Annotated in this window: 13 protein-coding genes and 1 pseudogene; 11 read left to right on the top strand and 3 right to left on the bottom strand. The window is 70.9% G+C overall.

All coding sequences use genetic code 11. The features are described 5' to 3' along the window. The first annotated feature begins 51 nt into the window (after nucleotides 1–51). The 3 genes from AC5K6T_RS27140 to AC5K6T_RS27130 all read left to right on the top strand — a co-directional run bounded on the left by AC5K6T_RS27140 (nucleotide 52) and on the right by AC5K6T_RS27130 (nucleotide 3,236). Nucleotides 52–438 carry a MerR family transcriptional regulator gene (locus AC5K6T_RS27140; RefSeq protein WP_493213083.1) on the top strand — a complete coding sequence of 129 codons (387 nt, stop codon included), beginning with the start codon at nucleotides 52–54 and terminating at the stop codon, nucleotides 436–438. 14 nt (nucleotides 439–452) lie between these two features. Next, nucleotides 453–767, top strand: a complete 315-nt coding sequence (locus AC5K6T_RS27135; protein WP_493213489.1) for a thioredoxin family protein — start codon at nucleotides 453–455, stop codon at nucleotides 765–767. 246 nt (nucleotides 768–1,013) lie between these two features. Then, nucleotides 1,014–3,236: a HelD family protein gene (locus AC5K6T_RS27130; protein ID WP_493213081.1), complete on the top strand. Its 2,223-nt coding sequence runs from the start codon at nucleotides 1,014–1,016 to the stop codon at nucleotides 3,234–3,236. 330 nt (nucleotides 3,237–3,566) lie between these two features. On the opposite strand, the gene AC5K6T_RS27125 is transcribed toward AC5K6T_RS27130, so the two are convergent. Further along, nucleotides 3,567–5,288, bottom strand: coding sequence for an MFS transporter (locus AC5K6T_RS27125; RefSeq protein ID WP_493213079.1), 1,722 nt, complete (start codon nucleotides 5,286–5,288; stop codon nucleotides 3,567–3,569). Nucleotides 5,289–5,428: 140 nt separating this feature from the next. On the opposite strand from AC5K6T_RS27125, the gene AC5K6T_RS27120 reads away from it, so the two are divergent. Then, entirely contained in the window at nucleotides 5,429–6,046 is a 618-nt protein-coding gene (locus tag AC5K6T_RS27120; RefSeq protein ID WP_493213077.1) for a TetR/AcrR family transcriptional regulator, read from the top strand. 331 nt (nucleotides 6,047–6,377) lie between these two features. Here the strand turns inward: AC5K6T_RS27120 and AC5K6T_RS27115 are convergent, their stop codons facing one another. Continuing rightward, a complete protein-coding gene (locus AC5K6T_RS27115) occupies nucleotides 6,378–7,787 on the bottom strand; it encodes a cation:dicarboxylate symporter family transporter (RefSeq protein WP_493213487.1) in 1,410 nt (469 codons plus the stop codon). Nucleotides 7,788–8,007: 220 nt separating this feature from the next. Between AC5K6T_RS27115 and AC5K6T_RS27110 the strand changes: the two genes are divergently transcribed. Together AC5K6T_RS27110 and AC5K6T_RS27105 are read left to right on the top strand one after the other, a co-directional pair. Beyond that, nucleotides 8,008–9,627, top strand: a complete 1,620-nt coding sequence (locus tag AC5K6T_RS27110; protein WP_493213075.1) for a sensor histidine kinase — start codon at nucleotides 8,008–8,010, stop codon at nucleotides 9,625–9,627. Between the two features lie 137 nt (nucleotides 9,628–9,764). After that, nucleotides 9,765–10,406: a response regulator gene (locus AC5K6T_RS27105; RefSeq protein ID WP_493213485.1), complete on the top strand. Its 642-nt coding sequence runs from the start codon at nucleotides 9,765–9,767 to the stop codon at nucleotides 10,404–10,406. Nucleotides 10,407–10,527: 121 nt separating this feature from the next. On the opposite strand, the pseudogene AC5K6T_RS27100 reads toward AC5K6T_RS27105, so the two are convergent. After that, nucleotides 10,528–11,034: pseudogene (locus tag AC5K6T_RS27100) on the bottom strand (tetratricopeptide repeat protein); the annotation flags it as partial. A gap of 381 nt (nucleotides 11,035–11,415) precedes the next feature. On the opposite strand from AC5K6T_RS27100, the gene AC5K6T_RS27095 reads away from it, so the two are divergent. From AC5K6T_RS27095 to AC5K6T_RS27075, 5 genes are read left to right on the top strand one after another with little or no spacing between them, the layout of a single operon-like run. After that, on the top strand, nucleotides 11,416–11,613 hold the full coding sequence (locus tag AC5K6T_RS27095; protein WP_493213073.1) for a hypothetical protein: 198 nt from the start codon (nucleotides 11,416–11,418) through the stop codon (nucleotides 11,611–11,613). Nucleotides 11,614–11,632: 19 nt separating this feature from the next. After that, nucleotides 11,633–12,496, top strand: a complete 864-nt coding sequence (locus tag AC5K6T_RS27090) for a multinuclear nonheme iron-dependent oxidase (protein ID WP_493213071.1) — start codon at nucleotides 11,633–11,635, stop codon at nucleotides 12,494–12,496. Continuing rightward, complete coding sequence (locus AC5K6T_RS27085; RefSeq protein ID WP_493213069.1) at nucleotides 12,493–13,338, top strand: hypothetical protein; 846 nt, start codon at nucleotides 12,493–12,495, stop codon at nucleotides 13,336–13,338. The genes AC5K6T_RS27090 and AC5K6T_RS27085 overlap by 4 nt, the downstream gene beginning before the upstream one ends. A gap of 5 nt (nucleotides 13,339–13,343) precedes the next feature. Further along, nucleotides 13,344–15,323 (top strand): B12-binding domain-containing radical SAM protein, encoded by a 1,980-nt coding sequence (locus AC5K6T_RS27080; protein WP_493213067.1) that lies wholly within the window; start codon nucleotides 13,344–13,346, stop codon nucleotides 15,321–15,323. Next, on the top strand, nucleotides 15,320–16,333 hold the full coding sequence (locus tag AC5K6T_RS27075) for an SAM-dependent methyltransferase (RefSeq protein ID WP_493213065.1): 1,014 nt from the start codon (nucleotides 15,320–15,322) through the stop codon (nucleotides 16,331–16,333). Before AC5K6T_RS27080 ends, AC5K6T_RS27075 begins: the two co-directional genes overlap by 4 nt. Nucleotides 16,334–16,350 lie beyond the last annotated feature (17 nt).

The following is a 16,350-nucleotide window of genomic DNA, read 5'->3' as shown; positions in this document are numbered from 1 at the left end:
GTCGGCACCGGCTGTTGCCCTGACGTCGGCGTCAGGGCTTACGTTCGTGGCATGCGCATCGGCGAGCTGGCCGCGCGGGCCGGGACGACGGCCCGGACGCTGCGGTACTACGAGTCGCGCGGGCTGCTGCCCGCGCGACGCGGCGACAACGGACACCGGACGTACGACGAGGGCGACCTGAAGCTGCTCCGGCAGATCCGGACGCTCCGGGACTTCGGGTTCGACCTGGAGGAGACACGCCCGTTCGTGGAGTGTCTGCGGGCCGGTCATCCGGAGGGTGACGCCTGTCCGGCGTCCCTCGCGGTGTACCGCAGGAAGCTGGACGAGCTGGACGCGCTCATCGAGGAGCTGCGGGCCGTGCGGGCGGAGATCGGTGTACGGCTGGCCGGTGCCGGAGGGCAGGAACCGCAGTGCGAACTGGGAGGGCAGGAACGGTGATCGGTACAGCGGATGTGACCGTGGTGACGGACGGGGACTTCGCGGCGGAGGTGATCGAGTCGAAGCTGCCGGTGCTGGTGGAGTTCACCGCCGACTGGTGCGGGCCGTGCCGGCAGATGGGGCCGGTGCTCGGCGCGCTGGCGGACGAGCTGGGGGACCGGCTGAAGATCGTGCAGCTGGACGTGGACACCAACCCGGAGACGACGCGGGCGTACCGCGTGCTGTCGATGCCGACGTTCGTGGTGTTCCGCGAGGGGGAGCCGGTGCGGTCGATGGTGGGCGCCCGCGCCAAGCGGCGGCTGCTGGAGGAACTCGGCGACGTGCTCTGAGACTCGCGCCGCGCCGCACCCGGCGAAGGACGTTGCGAGGGACATCGCCAGGGACGTCGCCAGGGACACCGGCGAGCACATGAGAAATCCCCCGGGCAATTGCGCCCGGGGGATTTCTCTGCGTATATTCAGGAGTTCGCGACTTCACATGAATGGAGTCGCAATGAAGTTCGTTAGGCACAGTATATCGGCGCGGGAGTGGAATTGTCAAACAGCGTGGCGAACGGCTCGGAAAACAACGGCGAAATGCGCGCTGAGCAGGAATTCATCGACGGCCTGTACGCGCGTGTCGACGAGCTGCGGCGCGAGGCGGAGGGGTCCGTCGAGGACGCCCTGCGGCAGGGCGACAAGCCGATGCAGGCGCGTCTGGAGCGGGACATCCTGGTCGCGGAGCGGTCGGGTCTGCTGGCCGCGCTGAACGCGGTGGACGGCTCCCTGTGCTTCGGCCGGATCGACCTCACCGGCGGCACCGGCCATCACATCGGGCGGATCGGCCTGCGCCGCGACGACGCCGAGCGCACGCCGGTCCTGATCGACTGGCGTGCCGACGTGGCCCGGCCGTTCTACCTGGCCACCGGGCACACTCCGATGGGACTGCGCCGGCGCCGCCACATCTCCACCGACGGCCGCCGGGTCACCGCCCTGCACGACGAGTTCCTCGACGTGACCGACCGGGAGCGGACCGGCCACGAGGACCCCGCCGGGGACGCGGTACTGCTGGCTGCGCTGAACTCCGCCCGCACCGGCCGGATGAGCGACATCGTGCAGACCATCCAGGCGGAGCAGGACGAGATCATCCGCGCTCCGCACCGCGGGGTGCTGGTGGTAGAGGGCGGGCCGGGCACCGGCAAGACCGCGGTGGCCCTGCACCGGGCCGCGTACCTGCTCTACGAGCACCGCGAGCTGCTCGCCCGCCGGGCCGTGCTGATCGTCGGCCCCAACCCGGCGTTCCTCGGCTACATCGGCGAGGTGCTGCCCTCGCTCGGTGAGACCGGGGTGCTCCTGGCCACGGTCGGCGAGCTGTTCCCGGGGGTGCGGGCGACGGCGGCCGACACCCGGGCCGCGGCCGCGGTGAAGGGGCGCGCGGACATGGCGGACGTCCTCGCCGACGTCGTACGCGACTGGCAGTCCCTGCCGGACCCGGTGATCGCGGTGGCGCACGACCGCGAGGTGCTGATGCTCGACGACGGCCTGGTGCGGGTGGCCCGCGAGAAGACGCGCGCGGCGATGCTGCCGCACAACGCGGCCCGCGAGCACTTCGAGGGCCACATCCTGAACACGCTCACCGAGCTGTACGCGGAGCGGGTCGGCACCGACCCCTACGACGGGTCGAGTCTGCTCGACGCGAGCGACCTCACCCAGATCCGCGACGAACTCGCCGAGAACCCCGAGGTCTGGGCGGCCGTCGACCAGCTGTGGCCGCGGCTGACCCCGCAGCGCCTGGTCGCCGACTTCCTCGCGGACCCCACGGGACACGTCGGCGACGAGGACGCGGAGGCGATCCGGCGCCCGGTCACCCGGGCATGGAGCACGGCGGACGTGCCGCTGCTGGACGAGGCCGCCGAGCTCCTGGGCGAGGACGACCGCGTGGTGCGGGCGCGGGCGGACCGGGAGCGGGCGACGCAGGTGGCCTACGCGCAGGGCGTGCTGGACGTGTCCTACGCGTCCCGGACGTACGAGTTCGAGGACCGCGACGACGACGACAGCGAGGTTCTCTCGGCCCACGACATCATCGACGCCGAGCGGTTCGCCGAACGGCAGGAGGAGGACGACCACCGCAGCGCCGCCGAGCGCGCGGCGGCCGACCGGACGTGGGCGTTCGGGCACATCGTCGTCGACGAGGCGCAGGAGCTGTCCCCGATGGCCTGGCGCATGCTGATGCGGCGCAGCCCGACGCGTTCGATGACCCTGGTGGGCGACCCGGCGCAGACGGCGGAGGCGGCGGCCGCCGGGTCCTGGCAGGACATCCTCGGCCCCTACGTCGAGGACCGCTGGCAGCACACCCGGCTGGGCGTCAACTACCGCACCCCGGCGGAGATCATGGAGCTGGCGGCCGCGGTCGTCCGCGCCGAGCACCCGGACTTCGAGCCGCCTCGCTCGGTACGGTCCACCGGCGTCCGGCCGTGGATCCGCGCGACCGACGACCTGCCGGGCTCGGTGGCCGGGGCCGTGGCGGACCTGACTCCCGCCGAGGGCCGCCTGGCCGTGATCGCCCCGCGCCATCTGCACCGCCGCCTGGCCGCCCGTCTGGACGGCGTCACGGCCGGCACCGAACCCGACCTGACCCGCAACGTGGTCCTCCTGGACCCCCGCCAGTCGAAGGGCCTGGAGTTCGACTCGGTCCTGGTCGTGGAGCCCGCCCTCTGCACCACCAGCGACCTCTACGTGGCCCTCACCCGAGCCACCCAGCACCTGGGCATCCTCCACACCACCCGCCTCCCCGACCCCCTCCGTCCCTTCACCCCCTGAGCCCCCGGCCGGCCCCGGACTCCCCGCACCCCACCCCCAGGGGCGCGGGGACCCGCGCGACCCACCACAACGGCCCCGCACAAGCCCCCCAGGGGCGCGGGGAACCGCGCGACCCACCACAACGAACCCGCACAAGACACCCCAGGGGCGCGGGGAACCGCGCGACCAGCCACAACGGCGCCGCACCACCCCACGAACCACACCACCAAAGGGGCGCGGGGAACCGCGCGACCAGCCACGACGGCGCCGCACAGCCCCACCGGCACGGTGACCGCAACCCGGCGGGGCGGCCCGGCACCACCCGAACACCGCCCCTCCCGCGAGGACCCCTCACCCCCGAGTGGCCACGCCCTCCAGCGAAGGCACCTCCCCCTCCCGCGAGGGCCTCTCACCCTCCCGCGAGGCCCCCGCTCCGGCGGAGCTCCCTCCACCCGCCCCCCGCCGGCCAGGCAACAGCACGGCCACCAGCAGCGTCCCCACCCCGAGAACGACCGCCCCGACCAGGCTGGTGTGCGCCACGGCCTCGGCGAAGGACGCCCCGACGGCGTCCGCCATCTGCCGCGCCCCCTCGGCAAGCTGCTCCGCCTGCCCCTTCAGCTGAGCCGCCTGCTGCGGATCCGCGGCCTGACCGGCCTGACCGGCCAGCGCCCGGGCCTGTTCCCCGATGCCCCGCGCCACCGCGTACCCCGCTCCCACGGAGTCCTGCGCGGAGGCGAGCGCGTCCGCGGGCAGCGCGCTGCCGCGGGTCGCGTCACCGAGGTGGTCGGAGTACGAGGTGGCCAGCAGCGAGCCGAGGATCGCGATGCCCAGCGACCCGCCCAGCTCCAGGGACGTGTCGTTCACCGCGCCGCCGACGCCCAGCTCGGACTCGGGGAAGGCCCCCATGATCGCGTCGGTGCAGGGCGAGAGCGCCAGACCGATGGCGAGGCCCAGCACGACCAGGGGCGCGACGAGGTCGCCGTAGGCGGAGCCGGCGTCCACGCGGGTGAGCAGCGCGAGCGCGGCGGTGCCGCCGACCATGCCCGCGGTGACGGTGAGCTTCATGCCGACGCGCGGGGTGAGGTAGCCGGTCAGCGCCGAGCCGACGAAGACCGCGCCGGCCAGCGGCAGCATGCGCAGACCGGTGTCCAGGGCGTTGTAGCCGAGCACGAACTGGAGGTGCTGGGTGAGGTAGTAGAAGGCGCCGAAGACGGCGAGGAAGAACAGGGCGACGGCAAGGTTGGAGCCGGCGAAGCGGCGGTGCGCGAACCGGCGCACGTCCAGGACGGGGCGCGGGTGGCGCAGCTCCCACAGCACGAAGGCGACCAGCCCACCACCGGCCGCGACGGCCGCACCGATCGCCTTGGGGCCCCAGCCGAAGTGCGGACCCTCGATGATCATGTAGACGAGCGCGGCGATCCAGAGCACCGACAGCAGGCCGCCGACGTAGTCGATCCGGTCGTGGTGCGCGGCCCGGGAGGGCGGGACCAGCGCGAACGCGGCGACCAGGGCGACCGCCGCCACCGGCACGTTGATCAGGAACGTGGACGCCCAGCCGTGCCGCTCCAGCAGGGCCCCGGCGACCAGCGGGCCGGCCGCGATGGCGAGGCCGGCGGTGGCGGTCCACAGGGTGATGGCCTTGGCGCGTTCGGCGCGCGGGAAGGTCGCGGCGAGCAGCGAGAGGGTCGCGGGCATGATCAGCGCGGCTCCGACGCCCATGACCGCGCGGGCCGCGATGACCGTGGCGGCACTGTCGGCGAGGGAGCCGAAGACGGCGCCGCCGCCGAAGACGACGAGCCCGAGGGCGAGGGCGCCCCGGCGGCTGTACTTGTCGCCGATCGCGCCGAGCAGGAGCATCAGCGCGGCATAGGGGACGGTGTAGCCGTCGATGACCCATTGGAGGTCGGCGCTGGACAGGCCCAGGTCCTGGGTCATGTCGGGGGCGGCGACGGTGAGGGCGGTGTTCGCCATCACGATGATCAGCAGGCTCAGGCAGAGCACCAGCAGGGCCCACCAGCGTCGGCGGTAGGGGCCCTCCATCCGTTCGACCGGTTCCTTCAGGACGAGTGGCATGGCGGGAGTGGCCTTCCTCGGGTGGTACGCCGCCGGCACGCGGCGGGCGGCATCGCGACTTGCACAGACATGTGCAATTGCTCAACACTGTGCAATGTACGACCACTGCACAGCGCTGTGCAAATTGGAGGGTGTGCAGAATGGCTCCCATGACCACGGGCACCACCAGCCGCGCCGACGCCAACCGGCGCCGCATCCTCGACGTCGCCTTCGCGGAGCTGCTGCGCGACCCCGACGCGTCCATGGACCAGATCGCCCGCGCCGCGGGGGTCGTACGACGGACCGTGTACGGCCACTTCCCCAGCCGGGAGGCGCTGATCTCCACGCTGCTCGACGAGGCGGTCGAGACGGTGGACGCGGTCCGGGGCACGGCCCACGCGGGCGTGACGGACCCCGTGGAGGTGGTGGCCCGGACGACCCTCGCGGTCTGGGAGATCGCCGACCGCTACCGTCTGCTGTTCGCGCTGGCCCAGCACACGGTCACCCTGCAGGGCATCCGCGAGCGCCTCGCCCACGTCCGTCAGAGCTGCGTGGCCGACCTCCAGCAGGGCCTGGACGAGGGCGCGTTCGTCTCCCCGCTGCCGGCTCCCGCGCTCGCCTACGTGTACGAGCAGACGATCTTCGCGCTCATGGAGGCCGTGAACGACGGCCTGCTCGGCCCGCACGAGGCCGGCCGCGCGGCCGCCGTCACCGTACTGACCGCCGCGGGCGTCCCCGCCGCCCGCGCGGACGCCCTCGTGTCCGAACTGGCCGGCTGAGGCCACACTCCACGCACCCGCCTGCCGCGCCGAGCGCCGCGCACCACTCTCCGCTCCGCCCGCCCCGGGCCGCACACCGCAGAACCGGGACACCGGACGCCCGGCCCCGGTTCAGGCGGGGCCGGACGTCCGGCGGGTGCGGGGGTACTCGCGTACCGGGACTCGGCGCGTACCCGGGTACGGCGGAGCCGGTCGGCTCCGTCTGCGGCCGGTGCGGGGGCGCGGCGCGCACCGGCGCGCACCGGCGCGCACCGGCGAGAGAGGCGTGGGGCGGCTCAGGCCGCGCCCGGCTGCTCAGGCCGTGGCCGACAGCTCAGCCCCGGCCGGCTGCTCAGGCCGTGGCCGGCTGCTCCCGTTGCCCGGGCAGTTCCGCGGGGCTCTGCGGGGCCTTCTCGTCCAGCAGGGTCGTCTCGTCGAACGGCAGCCGGCCGGCCAGCACCTCGGCGGCGCGCTCCCGGTCGATCTCCTTGGTCCAGGTGCCGACCAGCACCGTGGCGACCGCGTTGCCCGCGAAGTTGGTCAGGGCGCGGGCCTCGCTCATGAAGCGGTCGATGCCGACGACGAGGCCGATGCCGTCCACCAGGGCCGGCTTGTGCGACTGGAGGCCGCCGGCCAGCGTGGCGAGGCCGGCGCCGGTGACACCGGCCGCGCCCTTGGACGCGACCAGCAGGAACAGCAGCAGCGGGATCTGCTCCCCGACCGACATCGGCGTGCCCATGGCGTCGGCGATGAACAGCGAGGCCATGGTCATGTAGATCATGGTGCCGTCGAGGTTGAACGAGTAGCCGGTCGGGACGGTGATGCCGACCACGGGCCGGCTGACGCCGAGGTGCTCCATCTTGGCGATCAGCCGCGGCAGCGCGGACTCCGACGAGGACGTCGACAGGATGAGCAGGAACTCCCGGCCCAGGTACCGGAACAGGGTGAGGACGTTCAGCCCGGCGACGATCCGCAGCAGCGCGCCGAGCACCACGAACACGAACAGGAAGCAGGTCACGTAGAAGCCGAGCATCAGCACGGCGAGGCTCTTGAGCGCGTCCAGTCCGGCCGAGCCGGTGACGGCGGCGATGGCGCCGAACGCGCCCACGGGGGCGGCCCACATCACCATGGCCAGGATGCGGAACACCAGCCGCTGCAGGTGCTCGATCCCGCGCAGCACGGGCCGCCCGGCGCCGCCCATGGCCTGCAGCGCGAACCCGGTCAGCAGCGCGACCAGCAGGGTCTGGAGCACCTCGCCCTCGGTGAACGCGGAGACCAGGGTGGCCGGGATGACCCCGAGCAGGAACGCGGTGGTGTCCTTGGCCTCGGCGGAGACCTGCGCCTGCCCGGTCTCCTTGACCGCGTCGGTGACCGCGAGGCCGGTGCCCGGCTCCAGGACGTTGCCGACGATCAGGCCGATGGCGAGCGCCACCAGCGACATCGCGAGGAAGTAGCCGAGGGCGATCCCGCCGACCGCGCCGACCTTGGCGGCCTTGCGGACCGATCCGATGCCCAGCACGATCGTGCAGAAGATGATCGGCGAGATCATCATCTTGATCAGGCTCACGAACCCGGTGCCGAGCGGTTTGAGCTCGACCGCGAAGTCGGGGGCGAGCAGCCCCACCGCGATCCCCAGGGCGACCGCGAGGATCACCGCGATGTAGAGGTAGTGGGTGCGGTCCCGTCTCACTGCGGGTGCCGTTTCGGGGGTGTCGGGGGTACTGGCGGCCACGGCTGCCCTCCTTGACGTCGTCGTCGGCATCACCGGCGTGCGGCTCACGTCCGGGGTGTGGGGGTGCCGCGACTATCTCCCGGACTGTGAGGCGGGTCACCCTTGTGTTCATTGAGTTCGCGGAGCCGCACGGAGGCCGCGGAAGGCCGTGCGGTGGCGAGGACTCGCACGGGGGCCGCGGGGTTCACGCCTCGGTTTCGTGTGGGGCCGGCGGGTGGGCCCCGCGGCGGGTGCGAGGCACACTGACGGGATGCGTCCCCGCCTCCCCAGACCCCGGAGCCTGGCCGGGCAGCTCTTCGCCGTGCAGGCCGTGCTGCTCGCGGTCGTCGTCGCCGGATACGCGCTGTTCAGCTACCTCAGCGACCGGGACCAGGCCGAGGAGGCGGCCGGCCGGCAGGCCATGGCGGTGGCCCGTACGGTGGCCGACGCGCCCTCGGTGCGGGCGGCGATCCGCACCGCCGACCCCAGTGCGCGGCTCCAGCCGTACGCGCTGGCGGTGACGCGCGACGCCGACGTCGACTTCGTCACGATCATGGACCCGGACGGTGTGCGCTGGACCCATCCGGACCCGCGGCGGATAGGCGGCCGGTTCCTCGGCCACACCGCGGCCGCACGGGAGGGCCGCTCCCTGACCGAGACCTACACCGGCACCCTCGGCCCGTCCGTGCGGGCCGTCACCCCGGTCGTCGACGGCGGCCGGGTGGTCGGCCTGGTCAGCGCGGGCATCAAGGTCGAGGCGATCAGCCGGCGGGTCTCGGACCAGCTGACCGCCCTGCTGGGCGTGGCGGCCGGGGCGCTGGCGCTGGGCGCGGTCGGCAGCTACGTCGTCAACGCCCGGCTGCGCCGGCACACCCACGGGATGAACGCCGCCGAGCTCAGCCGGATGCACGACTACCACCACGCCGCGCTGCACGCGGTGCGCGAGGGCCTGCTGATGCTGGACGGGCAGTTCCGGGTGGCGCTGATCAACGACGGGGGGCGTGAGCTGCTCGGGGTGTCCGAGGAGGCGATCGGCCGGTCGGTGGCGGAACTCGGACTGCCCACGTCCCTGACCGGGGCGCTGCTCGCGTCCGAGCCGCGCGTGGACGAGGTGCACCTGACGGCGGACCGGGTGCTGGTCGTCAACACCTCCCCGGTGTCGGGCGGCGAGCGGCGCGGCACGGTGGTGACGCTGCGGGACGTCACCGAGCTGCAGGCGCTGACCGGCGAGCTGGACTCGGTGCGCGGCTTCACCGAGGCGCTGCGCTCGCAGGCGCACGAGGCGGCCAACCGGCTGCACACCGTCGTGTCGCTGATCGAGCTGGGCCGGGCGCAGGAGGCCGTGGAGTTCGCCACCGCCGAGCTGGAACTCGCCCAGGCGCTGACCGACCAGGTCGTCGCGGCCGTCGGCGAGCCGGTGCTGGCCGCCCTGCTGCTGGGCAAGACCGCGCAGGCCAACGAGCGCGGCGTCGAGCTGGTGGTGGCACGGCACGGCGGTCTGGCGGACGGTCCGCTGCCGGAGGCGCTGCCCGCGCGGGACCTGGTGACGATCCTGGGGAACCTGATCGACAACGCGGTGGACGCCGCCCAGGGCAGTGCCGGAGCACGGGTCACGGTGGCGGTGCACACGGAAGGCTCCTCGGCGTGGGTGCTGCGGGTCACGGACACCGGCGAGGGCGTGGACGCCGCGCACTGCGAACTCCTCTTCCAGCGCGGCTACTCCACCAAGCCGGCCGGGCCGGGCGGCCGGGGCCTCGGGCTCGCGCTGGTCCGGCAGGCCGTGCACCGCCACGAGGGGACCCTGACCGTCACCGGGGCGGCGGGCGGCGGGGCGTCGTTCGAGGTACGGCTGCCGCTGCGGACGGCGGCGGTGTCCGGGGGCCGGGCATGAGCGCGGCCGGCGCCGGAGGCCGGAGGCCGGGCACGGACGCGGACGGAACCGGTGGGCCCGGGCGGCCGGGCACGGGCGGGACGGAGCCCGTGCGCGTCCTGGTGGTCGAGGACGACCCGGTGGCCGCCGACGCGCACATGCTGTACGTCGGCCGGGTGCCGGGGTTCGTCGCGGTGGGCAAGGCGCACACGGGCGCGGAGGCCCGGCGGGCGCTGGAGCGCACCCCGGTCGACCTGCTCCTGCTGGACCTGCACCTGCCCGACGTGCACGGGCTGCACCTGGCGCGCTCGCTACGGGCGGCCGGGTACCACGCGGACGTCGTCGCGGTGACCTCGGCGCGGGATCTGGCCGTGGTGCGGGAGGGGGTGTCGCTGGGGGTCGTGCAGTACGTGCTCAAGCCGTTCACCTTCGCGACCCTGCGCGACCGGCTGGTCCGCTACGCCGAGTTCCGCGGCGCCGCCGGAGAGGCCAGCGGCCAGGACGAGGTCGACCGCGCCCTCGCCGCCCTGCGCGCCCCCGCACCCGCCGCGCTGCCGAAGGGGCTGAGCGCGCCGACCCTGGAGCGGGTGACGGCCGCTCTGCGCGAGGCCGGGCAGGGGCTGACGGCCGCGCGCGTCGCCGAGGCGGTGGGCATCTCCCGGATCACCGCCCGCCGCTATCTGGAGCACCTGGTGGAGGCGGGACGCGCCGAACGGAGCCCCCTGTACGGGCAGGTGGGGCGGCCGGAGCTGGTCTATCGGTGGGTTCGGGGGGTGGGGAGGGGGATCGGTCGTGGGTGAGGACGAGGGCAGCGGCTTTGGCGCGGGCTTTCGTGGCTTCGTCCGGGGCGTCGGCGCGGGAGTAGGCGTCGGCGGCCCGGAGGTAGTCTGCGCGTGCCTCGGGCCAGCGGTCGGCGCCGCTGTGGACGAGGCCCGTGTTGCCGAGGACCTGAGCCTCGCGGTAGTGATCGTCGAACTCCCGGTAGATCGCGAGAGCCCTGGCGAACGCCTCGGCCATCTCTCCCGGCCGGCCGGCCCCCCAAAGAGCGAGGCCGAGGTTGTTCCACGCGCTGGCTTCGCGGTGGCGGTCGCCCACCGCCCGGTACAGATCACGGGCACGGGTATGGAGGTCGACCGCCTCCTCCATCCGACCGGCTCCCCAGAGGGCGACGCCGAGGCCGGTCCATGCGGTGGCCTCGCGATGGCGGTCTCCCTGCACCTTGAACAGGTCACGGGCATGGGAATGGGCATCGACCGCATCCCCCGCCCGGCCCGCCTCTCGCAGGGCGACGCCGAGGCAGTCCCACGCGGTGGCCTCGCCGCGATGGTCCTCCTGCGCCTTGAACAGGTCACGGGCACGGGTATGGACATCGACCGCCTCCTCCACCCGGCCCGCGTTCCGCAGGCTCAGGCCGAGGTTGTTCCACATGTCCGCCTCGGCCGGCCCGACTGGTGAAGTGACGGTGTTCCGACCCTGCGCTATTCCCAATGCCCCGCACGGATTGAGGGAACCCACAGGGCCCCGCGCACCCGGCACCGCGTGCACGCCAGGAGACACTGCAGCGGGGTTCATATCAGTCCTGTGACGTCCCACAACGCAAGCTGCGACCCCACCCCTTGGTCGAGTAGTCGAGTCGCCGCTCAGCCGGTGCGCACAGGGGTTGCCCGCTGAAACCGGGCGCAACGTGCTGGCGACACCGCGCGAACCGCCACCTCACTCGAATAGCCGACATATGCGGAAATGATGCACCTTTCCCGCTACGCTCCTGAGTACGTCTCGACAAAGCAGCCATGCGGAAGGAAACCGGCGATGGTGGATCAGAGCAACAAACGGCAGGGTGACGTCGAGGTCAACCTCACCAAGGACGGGGCGCGGATGTCCTTCACGCTGGACGTGGACGCCGTCAATAGGTGTCTCGAGAAGGACGGCACACTCACCATCCGCTTCGAAGAATGCGGTTCAACGAGGCTGACCGACCTGCCCAACTGTATGGTCACCGAGAACTGAGGTCGACGGGAAGCACGCCGTGACGGCACCTTTTTCCCCGGTCGGGCCGACGAAACTCGGCCTTGCCTATAGCAGTTACGTAGAACCGTTCCTGGCAGACCACCCTGGAAAGGTCGACTACGTCGAAGTTCCCTTCGAGCTTGTCCATTACGACCGCAGGCCGCTCGGACTTCCCGAGGATATGCCACTGCTCCTCCACTGCGCCTCGCTGTCCCTCGCTGGGGATGTGCCACCCACAGCAGAGATCGTGGACTCGGTCGCGGCGTGGGTGAACAAGACTGGTGTTCCCTGGCTGAGCGAGCACATGGCGTTTGTCACCTCCGGGTCATCCGCGAGCTTTGACGGGTCAGCAGCGCCGTCGTACGACGTCGGCTATTCCGTTAATCCGCCGTTGAACGCGGAAACCGCACAACGGGTGATCAGCGCCGTAGACAGATACCGGCATCGGTTCGGCGTACCGCTGCTTCTGGAAAACCCGCCGATCTACTTCGCGCCGCCCGGCACCACGATGACGCCTAAGGAGTTCGCCAACCTGGTATGTGCTAACTGTCCGGCACGGTTGCTCGTTGATGTGGCCCACTTTTACCTCAGCTGCCGCAACCTCGGGCTCGATCCGGTGAGCGAACTGCTGGGGCTTCCGCTCGACCGGATCGATCAGCTCCATATCTCCGGAGTGAGCCAGCGGGACGGCGCCTGGTGGGACGACCACACTGTGCGCGCCCTCGACGAGGTCCACGACCTACTCTCGCTGGTGCTGTGCAGCACCCCAGTCGCGGCGATCACTCTCGAGTACAACTGGTCAGGCAACTTCCCGATCTCGGCCCTGCTCGGCGAGATCGAGCGGGTACGCGGCAGCCTGACCGCGGCCGGGGTGACCGCATGACGACAGCAGCGGTTCAGTTGTTCCTGGCGCGATGTGTCGTCGATCCGCCGTTCCTTGAGCTGGCCCACAACGATCTCCAGGGCGCTCTGTCCGGGTTGGACCTCACCAGCCAGGAGCGGCAGGAGTTCCTGAACCTGGACCTGAATCGGGTGCGCACCTTCGCGGGCTTCGTCACCAAGGTGCAGAACAACACGCTGTGGCAGATGTTTCCGTACACCCGGCTGTTGGTGGACCACTACGGTCTCGACCTCGAACTGTTCTCCGCCTACCAGGCCCAGCATCAGTGCGACCGGGCTAACCAGGTCGACCGCACCGACCGCACGCGGCACTTCGCCGCATTCTTCCCCGGTTGGCTGGCCTCGATCGGCGCCACGCGCTACCGCGGCCTACTCGACCTGTTCCAACACGAGCACTTCCGGTTCGAACAACAGGTCGGACTGCAGGCCGCGGTGCCGGACCAGGGACGTCCCGTCGACCTGGCCCTCCTCGACCGGGACGCGCGCAATCTAGACCTCCTAGTGCCTCAGATCCGGGGTCTGCTGCTCATCGAGTCCTTTCACTACGACCCAGCCCACATCATCCAGGCCCTGGAGACGGATCGGCAGGCACTGGCCGATCTGACGCCGCTGCCACGCCTGCTTGCCTACTGGGGCGACCGAGACTCGCTGCAGCTCCGCATCTTCGAGGTCGATGTGCACCTGCGCGACCTGCTCTGCGGTGTCGACGGCGGGCACACTCTTGGGCAGCTGCTTCCCGCTGGCGCCCCACTGCGGTCGGCCCTGCGAACTGTCGTACGCCGGATGACCGAGGTCGGTGTGCTCACCTTCCACGAAGGGGGCTAACGGCTATGCGGATCGTCTTCTGCGACAACGTGCTCATCGACCAGGCCCGTCCCGACGCACCGTTCGACCTGCAGCCACATCTCGGGCTCCTGTCGCTGTCAGCCGTGGCCCGCAAGCACGGGCACACCGCGACGGTATTCGATCCGAGTCTGGCGCTGCACCGCCGGCAGCTTCGCCTCGACGAGACGTTCTACCGCGAACTCGCGTGGGCGCTGCTCGATGAGGAGCCCGAGGCGCTCGGCCTCACGACGCTGGGCTGCAACCTCATCTGCACCGCAAAGGTCGCCGGTCATGTCAAGCGGCAACGGCCCCATCTGCCGATCCTGCTGGGCGGTCCGCACGCCACGATCCTGCATCGCGAGCTGCTGCGGCAATTCGATGCCTTCGACCTCGTTGTACGCGGCGAAGCCGAGGCGGTGCTGCCCGCCCTGCTCAACCGCTCCTGCGCTGAAGACCTGTCGGGTACATCCGGGCTGAGCTACCGGGTGGGCGACGAGGTCGTGTCAACCGCGGACACCCCGCAGTTCGGAGACCTCGACGCGCTGCCCTTTCCGGCCTACGATCTCTACCCCATCGCAGAGCTCGGCCTGCGCTCGCTGCGGGTGGAGGCCGGGCGCGGATGCCCGTTCAGCTGCACCTTCTGCTCGACCGCGTCGTTCTTCGGCCGCCGCTACCGACTGAAGTCGTCCGAGCGGCTGGTGTGTGAGCTCGACCGCCTACACCACACTTACGGGATCAGTGACTTCGCGCTCACCCACGACATGTTCACGGCCAACAAGCACAAGGTGCGCCAATTCTGCGAGACCGTGGCCGACCGTGGCTACACCTGGTCCTGCTCGGCCCGCATGGATTGCGTCGACAGCGACCTGCTGGCCACCATGTACGACTCCGGCTGCCGTGCGATCTACTACGGCGTCGAGACGGGCTCCGCTCGGATGCAGAAGATCAGCCGCAAGCATCTCGATCTCGGCTTGGTCCACCCGACCCTCGACCTCACCAACGATCTAGGCATGAAATCGACCGTTTCCCTGATCACGGGGTATCCCGAGGAGACGAGCGAGGATCAGGATGCCACTCTCGACCTGCTCGGCGAGTGCATGAGGCGCTCACCAGACCTGGTCAACCTGCAACTGCATCTGTTGACTCCCGAGCCCGGCACTGCGCTGCACAACGTGTACGGCGCGAACCTCGCCTACGACGGCCACATCAGCGACTTCAACTTCCCCACGCTCGAACCCGATGACAGCCGGCTGATGAGCGACCACCCGCAGCTGTTCATGAACCACCACTACTACCCGACCGCCCTGCCCCGGTCCCAACACCTGTTCGTCGACCGGGCCTTCCCGCTGCTGTACGCCCTGGGACACTCGTTGCTGCACCGTATGCTCCACGACTTTGACGGGCGGCTGAGCTCGCTGGTCCGTGAGCTGCACGCGTTCGCCGAGGCCGCGTCGGCACCCCTTCCCGACGGCCCACTGCTCATCGACTTCGTACGCCACACGTGGGGAGCGGCGCACCCGATCTGCTCCGCGGTCCGCTTCCTTGTGATGGGTGAAGGGCTGCGCGCAAAGACGATGACCAAGCCTGTAGACGAGGCCGACAGGGCAATCCCGTCGTGCCGGCTCAGCCCGTCGGCCGGGCTGCTGCGCGACATGCACGACGTGCCGTCGCTGCTGGCCGGCCTGCAGGCGGATCAGGCGGCGTCAGCCGTCGCTTCCACTGTGCCGGACCGCAACCTTCTGCTGTTCGTCGACGCGGCGCAGCCGGATCGCGTCCGGTCGTTCGTCGTCGACGGCATTGCCCTCGAATTCGTGGCCTGGCTTGCCGCGCCCCGATCCGGCGGGGAGCTGTCGCGCTGGGTCTCTCGCCACGACGACCAGCACGGGAGCCTGCGATCGTTCGCCAGCGACTTGTCCCGCCTCGGCGTACTACTCGACACGACAGAGCCCCCGCGGGCCTCGCAACCTGATAGGAGCCCGGTGTGAATCCATTCGTGCAGCCTCGGCCCAAGGCGTCGGTACTCGATGTGATTGAAGGCTATTACCTGGCCAGCACCCTCAACCACCTGCACCGGGTCGGGCTGCTCGAGCAGTTGCGCGGCGGATGCACAGTGGAGCGACTCGGCTTCCGTTTCGGCTACACGCCGGACCTGCTCGCGGCGCTGCTGGAGTTCCTGGTGCAGCGCACCGACCTCCTCACCCGCTCCGGTGACGAGTACAGGCTTGCGGAGACCTTCGCTGACGAGTACTTCCTGGGCTTCCAGTTGGACAAGTTCATCGGCGGCTACGGTCCGGCCATCACCAGCCTCGAGGAGAGCCTTAGCCGGGAAGACCGCGGCTGCTCGCTGGTGAATCGGGTCGTGGAGTCCGAGGCGTATGGCCGTTTCGGTCCACCTCCCAACCCCGTCGTGCTCGCCATCATGCAGACCCTGACCTCTCGGGCGATGCTCGACATCGGGTGCGGGCCAGCAACCACGCTCACAGCCCTGGCGGAACGTGATGTTGCATTCCGGGGCTGGGGCGTGGATGTGGTCGAGTCGATGTGCGACGCGGCGCGTGCCCGCGTCAGCCGGTTCGGCTTCGAAGACCGAATCAAGATCATTAACGGCGACGGCCGCGACCTCGCCGCGGTGCTGCCAGCCGACCTGCGAGAGCAAGTGGAGGTCGTCCACTGCAAGTCGGTAGTCAACGAGTTCTTCGGTGACGGGGACAGCGGGGCCGTGACCTTTCTGCGCAGCCTCAGCACGCTGTTCCCCGAGCGACTGCTGCTCAACGTGGACTACTACGGCAAGCTCGGCCGTGTTGACGTCATCCCGTCGCAGTATCGGCACACAGTGGTCCACGACGTTATTCAGGCACTCACTGGCCAGGGCGTTCCGCCTGAGCGCAAGGAGGAGTGGCTGCCGATCTACGAAGCCGCAGGAGTGCAGCTGGAACATGCCTTCGAGGGCGACGACTCCGGCATCGAGTGGTTCGTCCACGCCGTGCGGCTCTGACACCGAACAGCTCTCAA

It is taken from the genome of Streptomyces sp. B8-7, assembly GCF_058833805.1.
The sequence above is the reverse complement of the archived record's forward strand: the minus strand, read 5'-3'. Positions and strand labels throughout refer to the sequence as shown.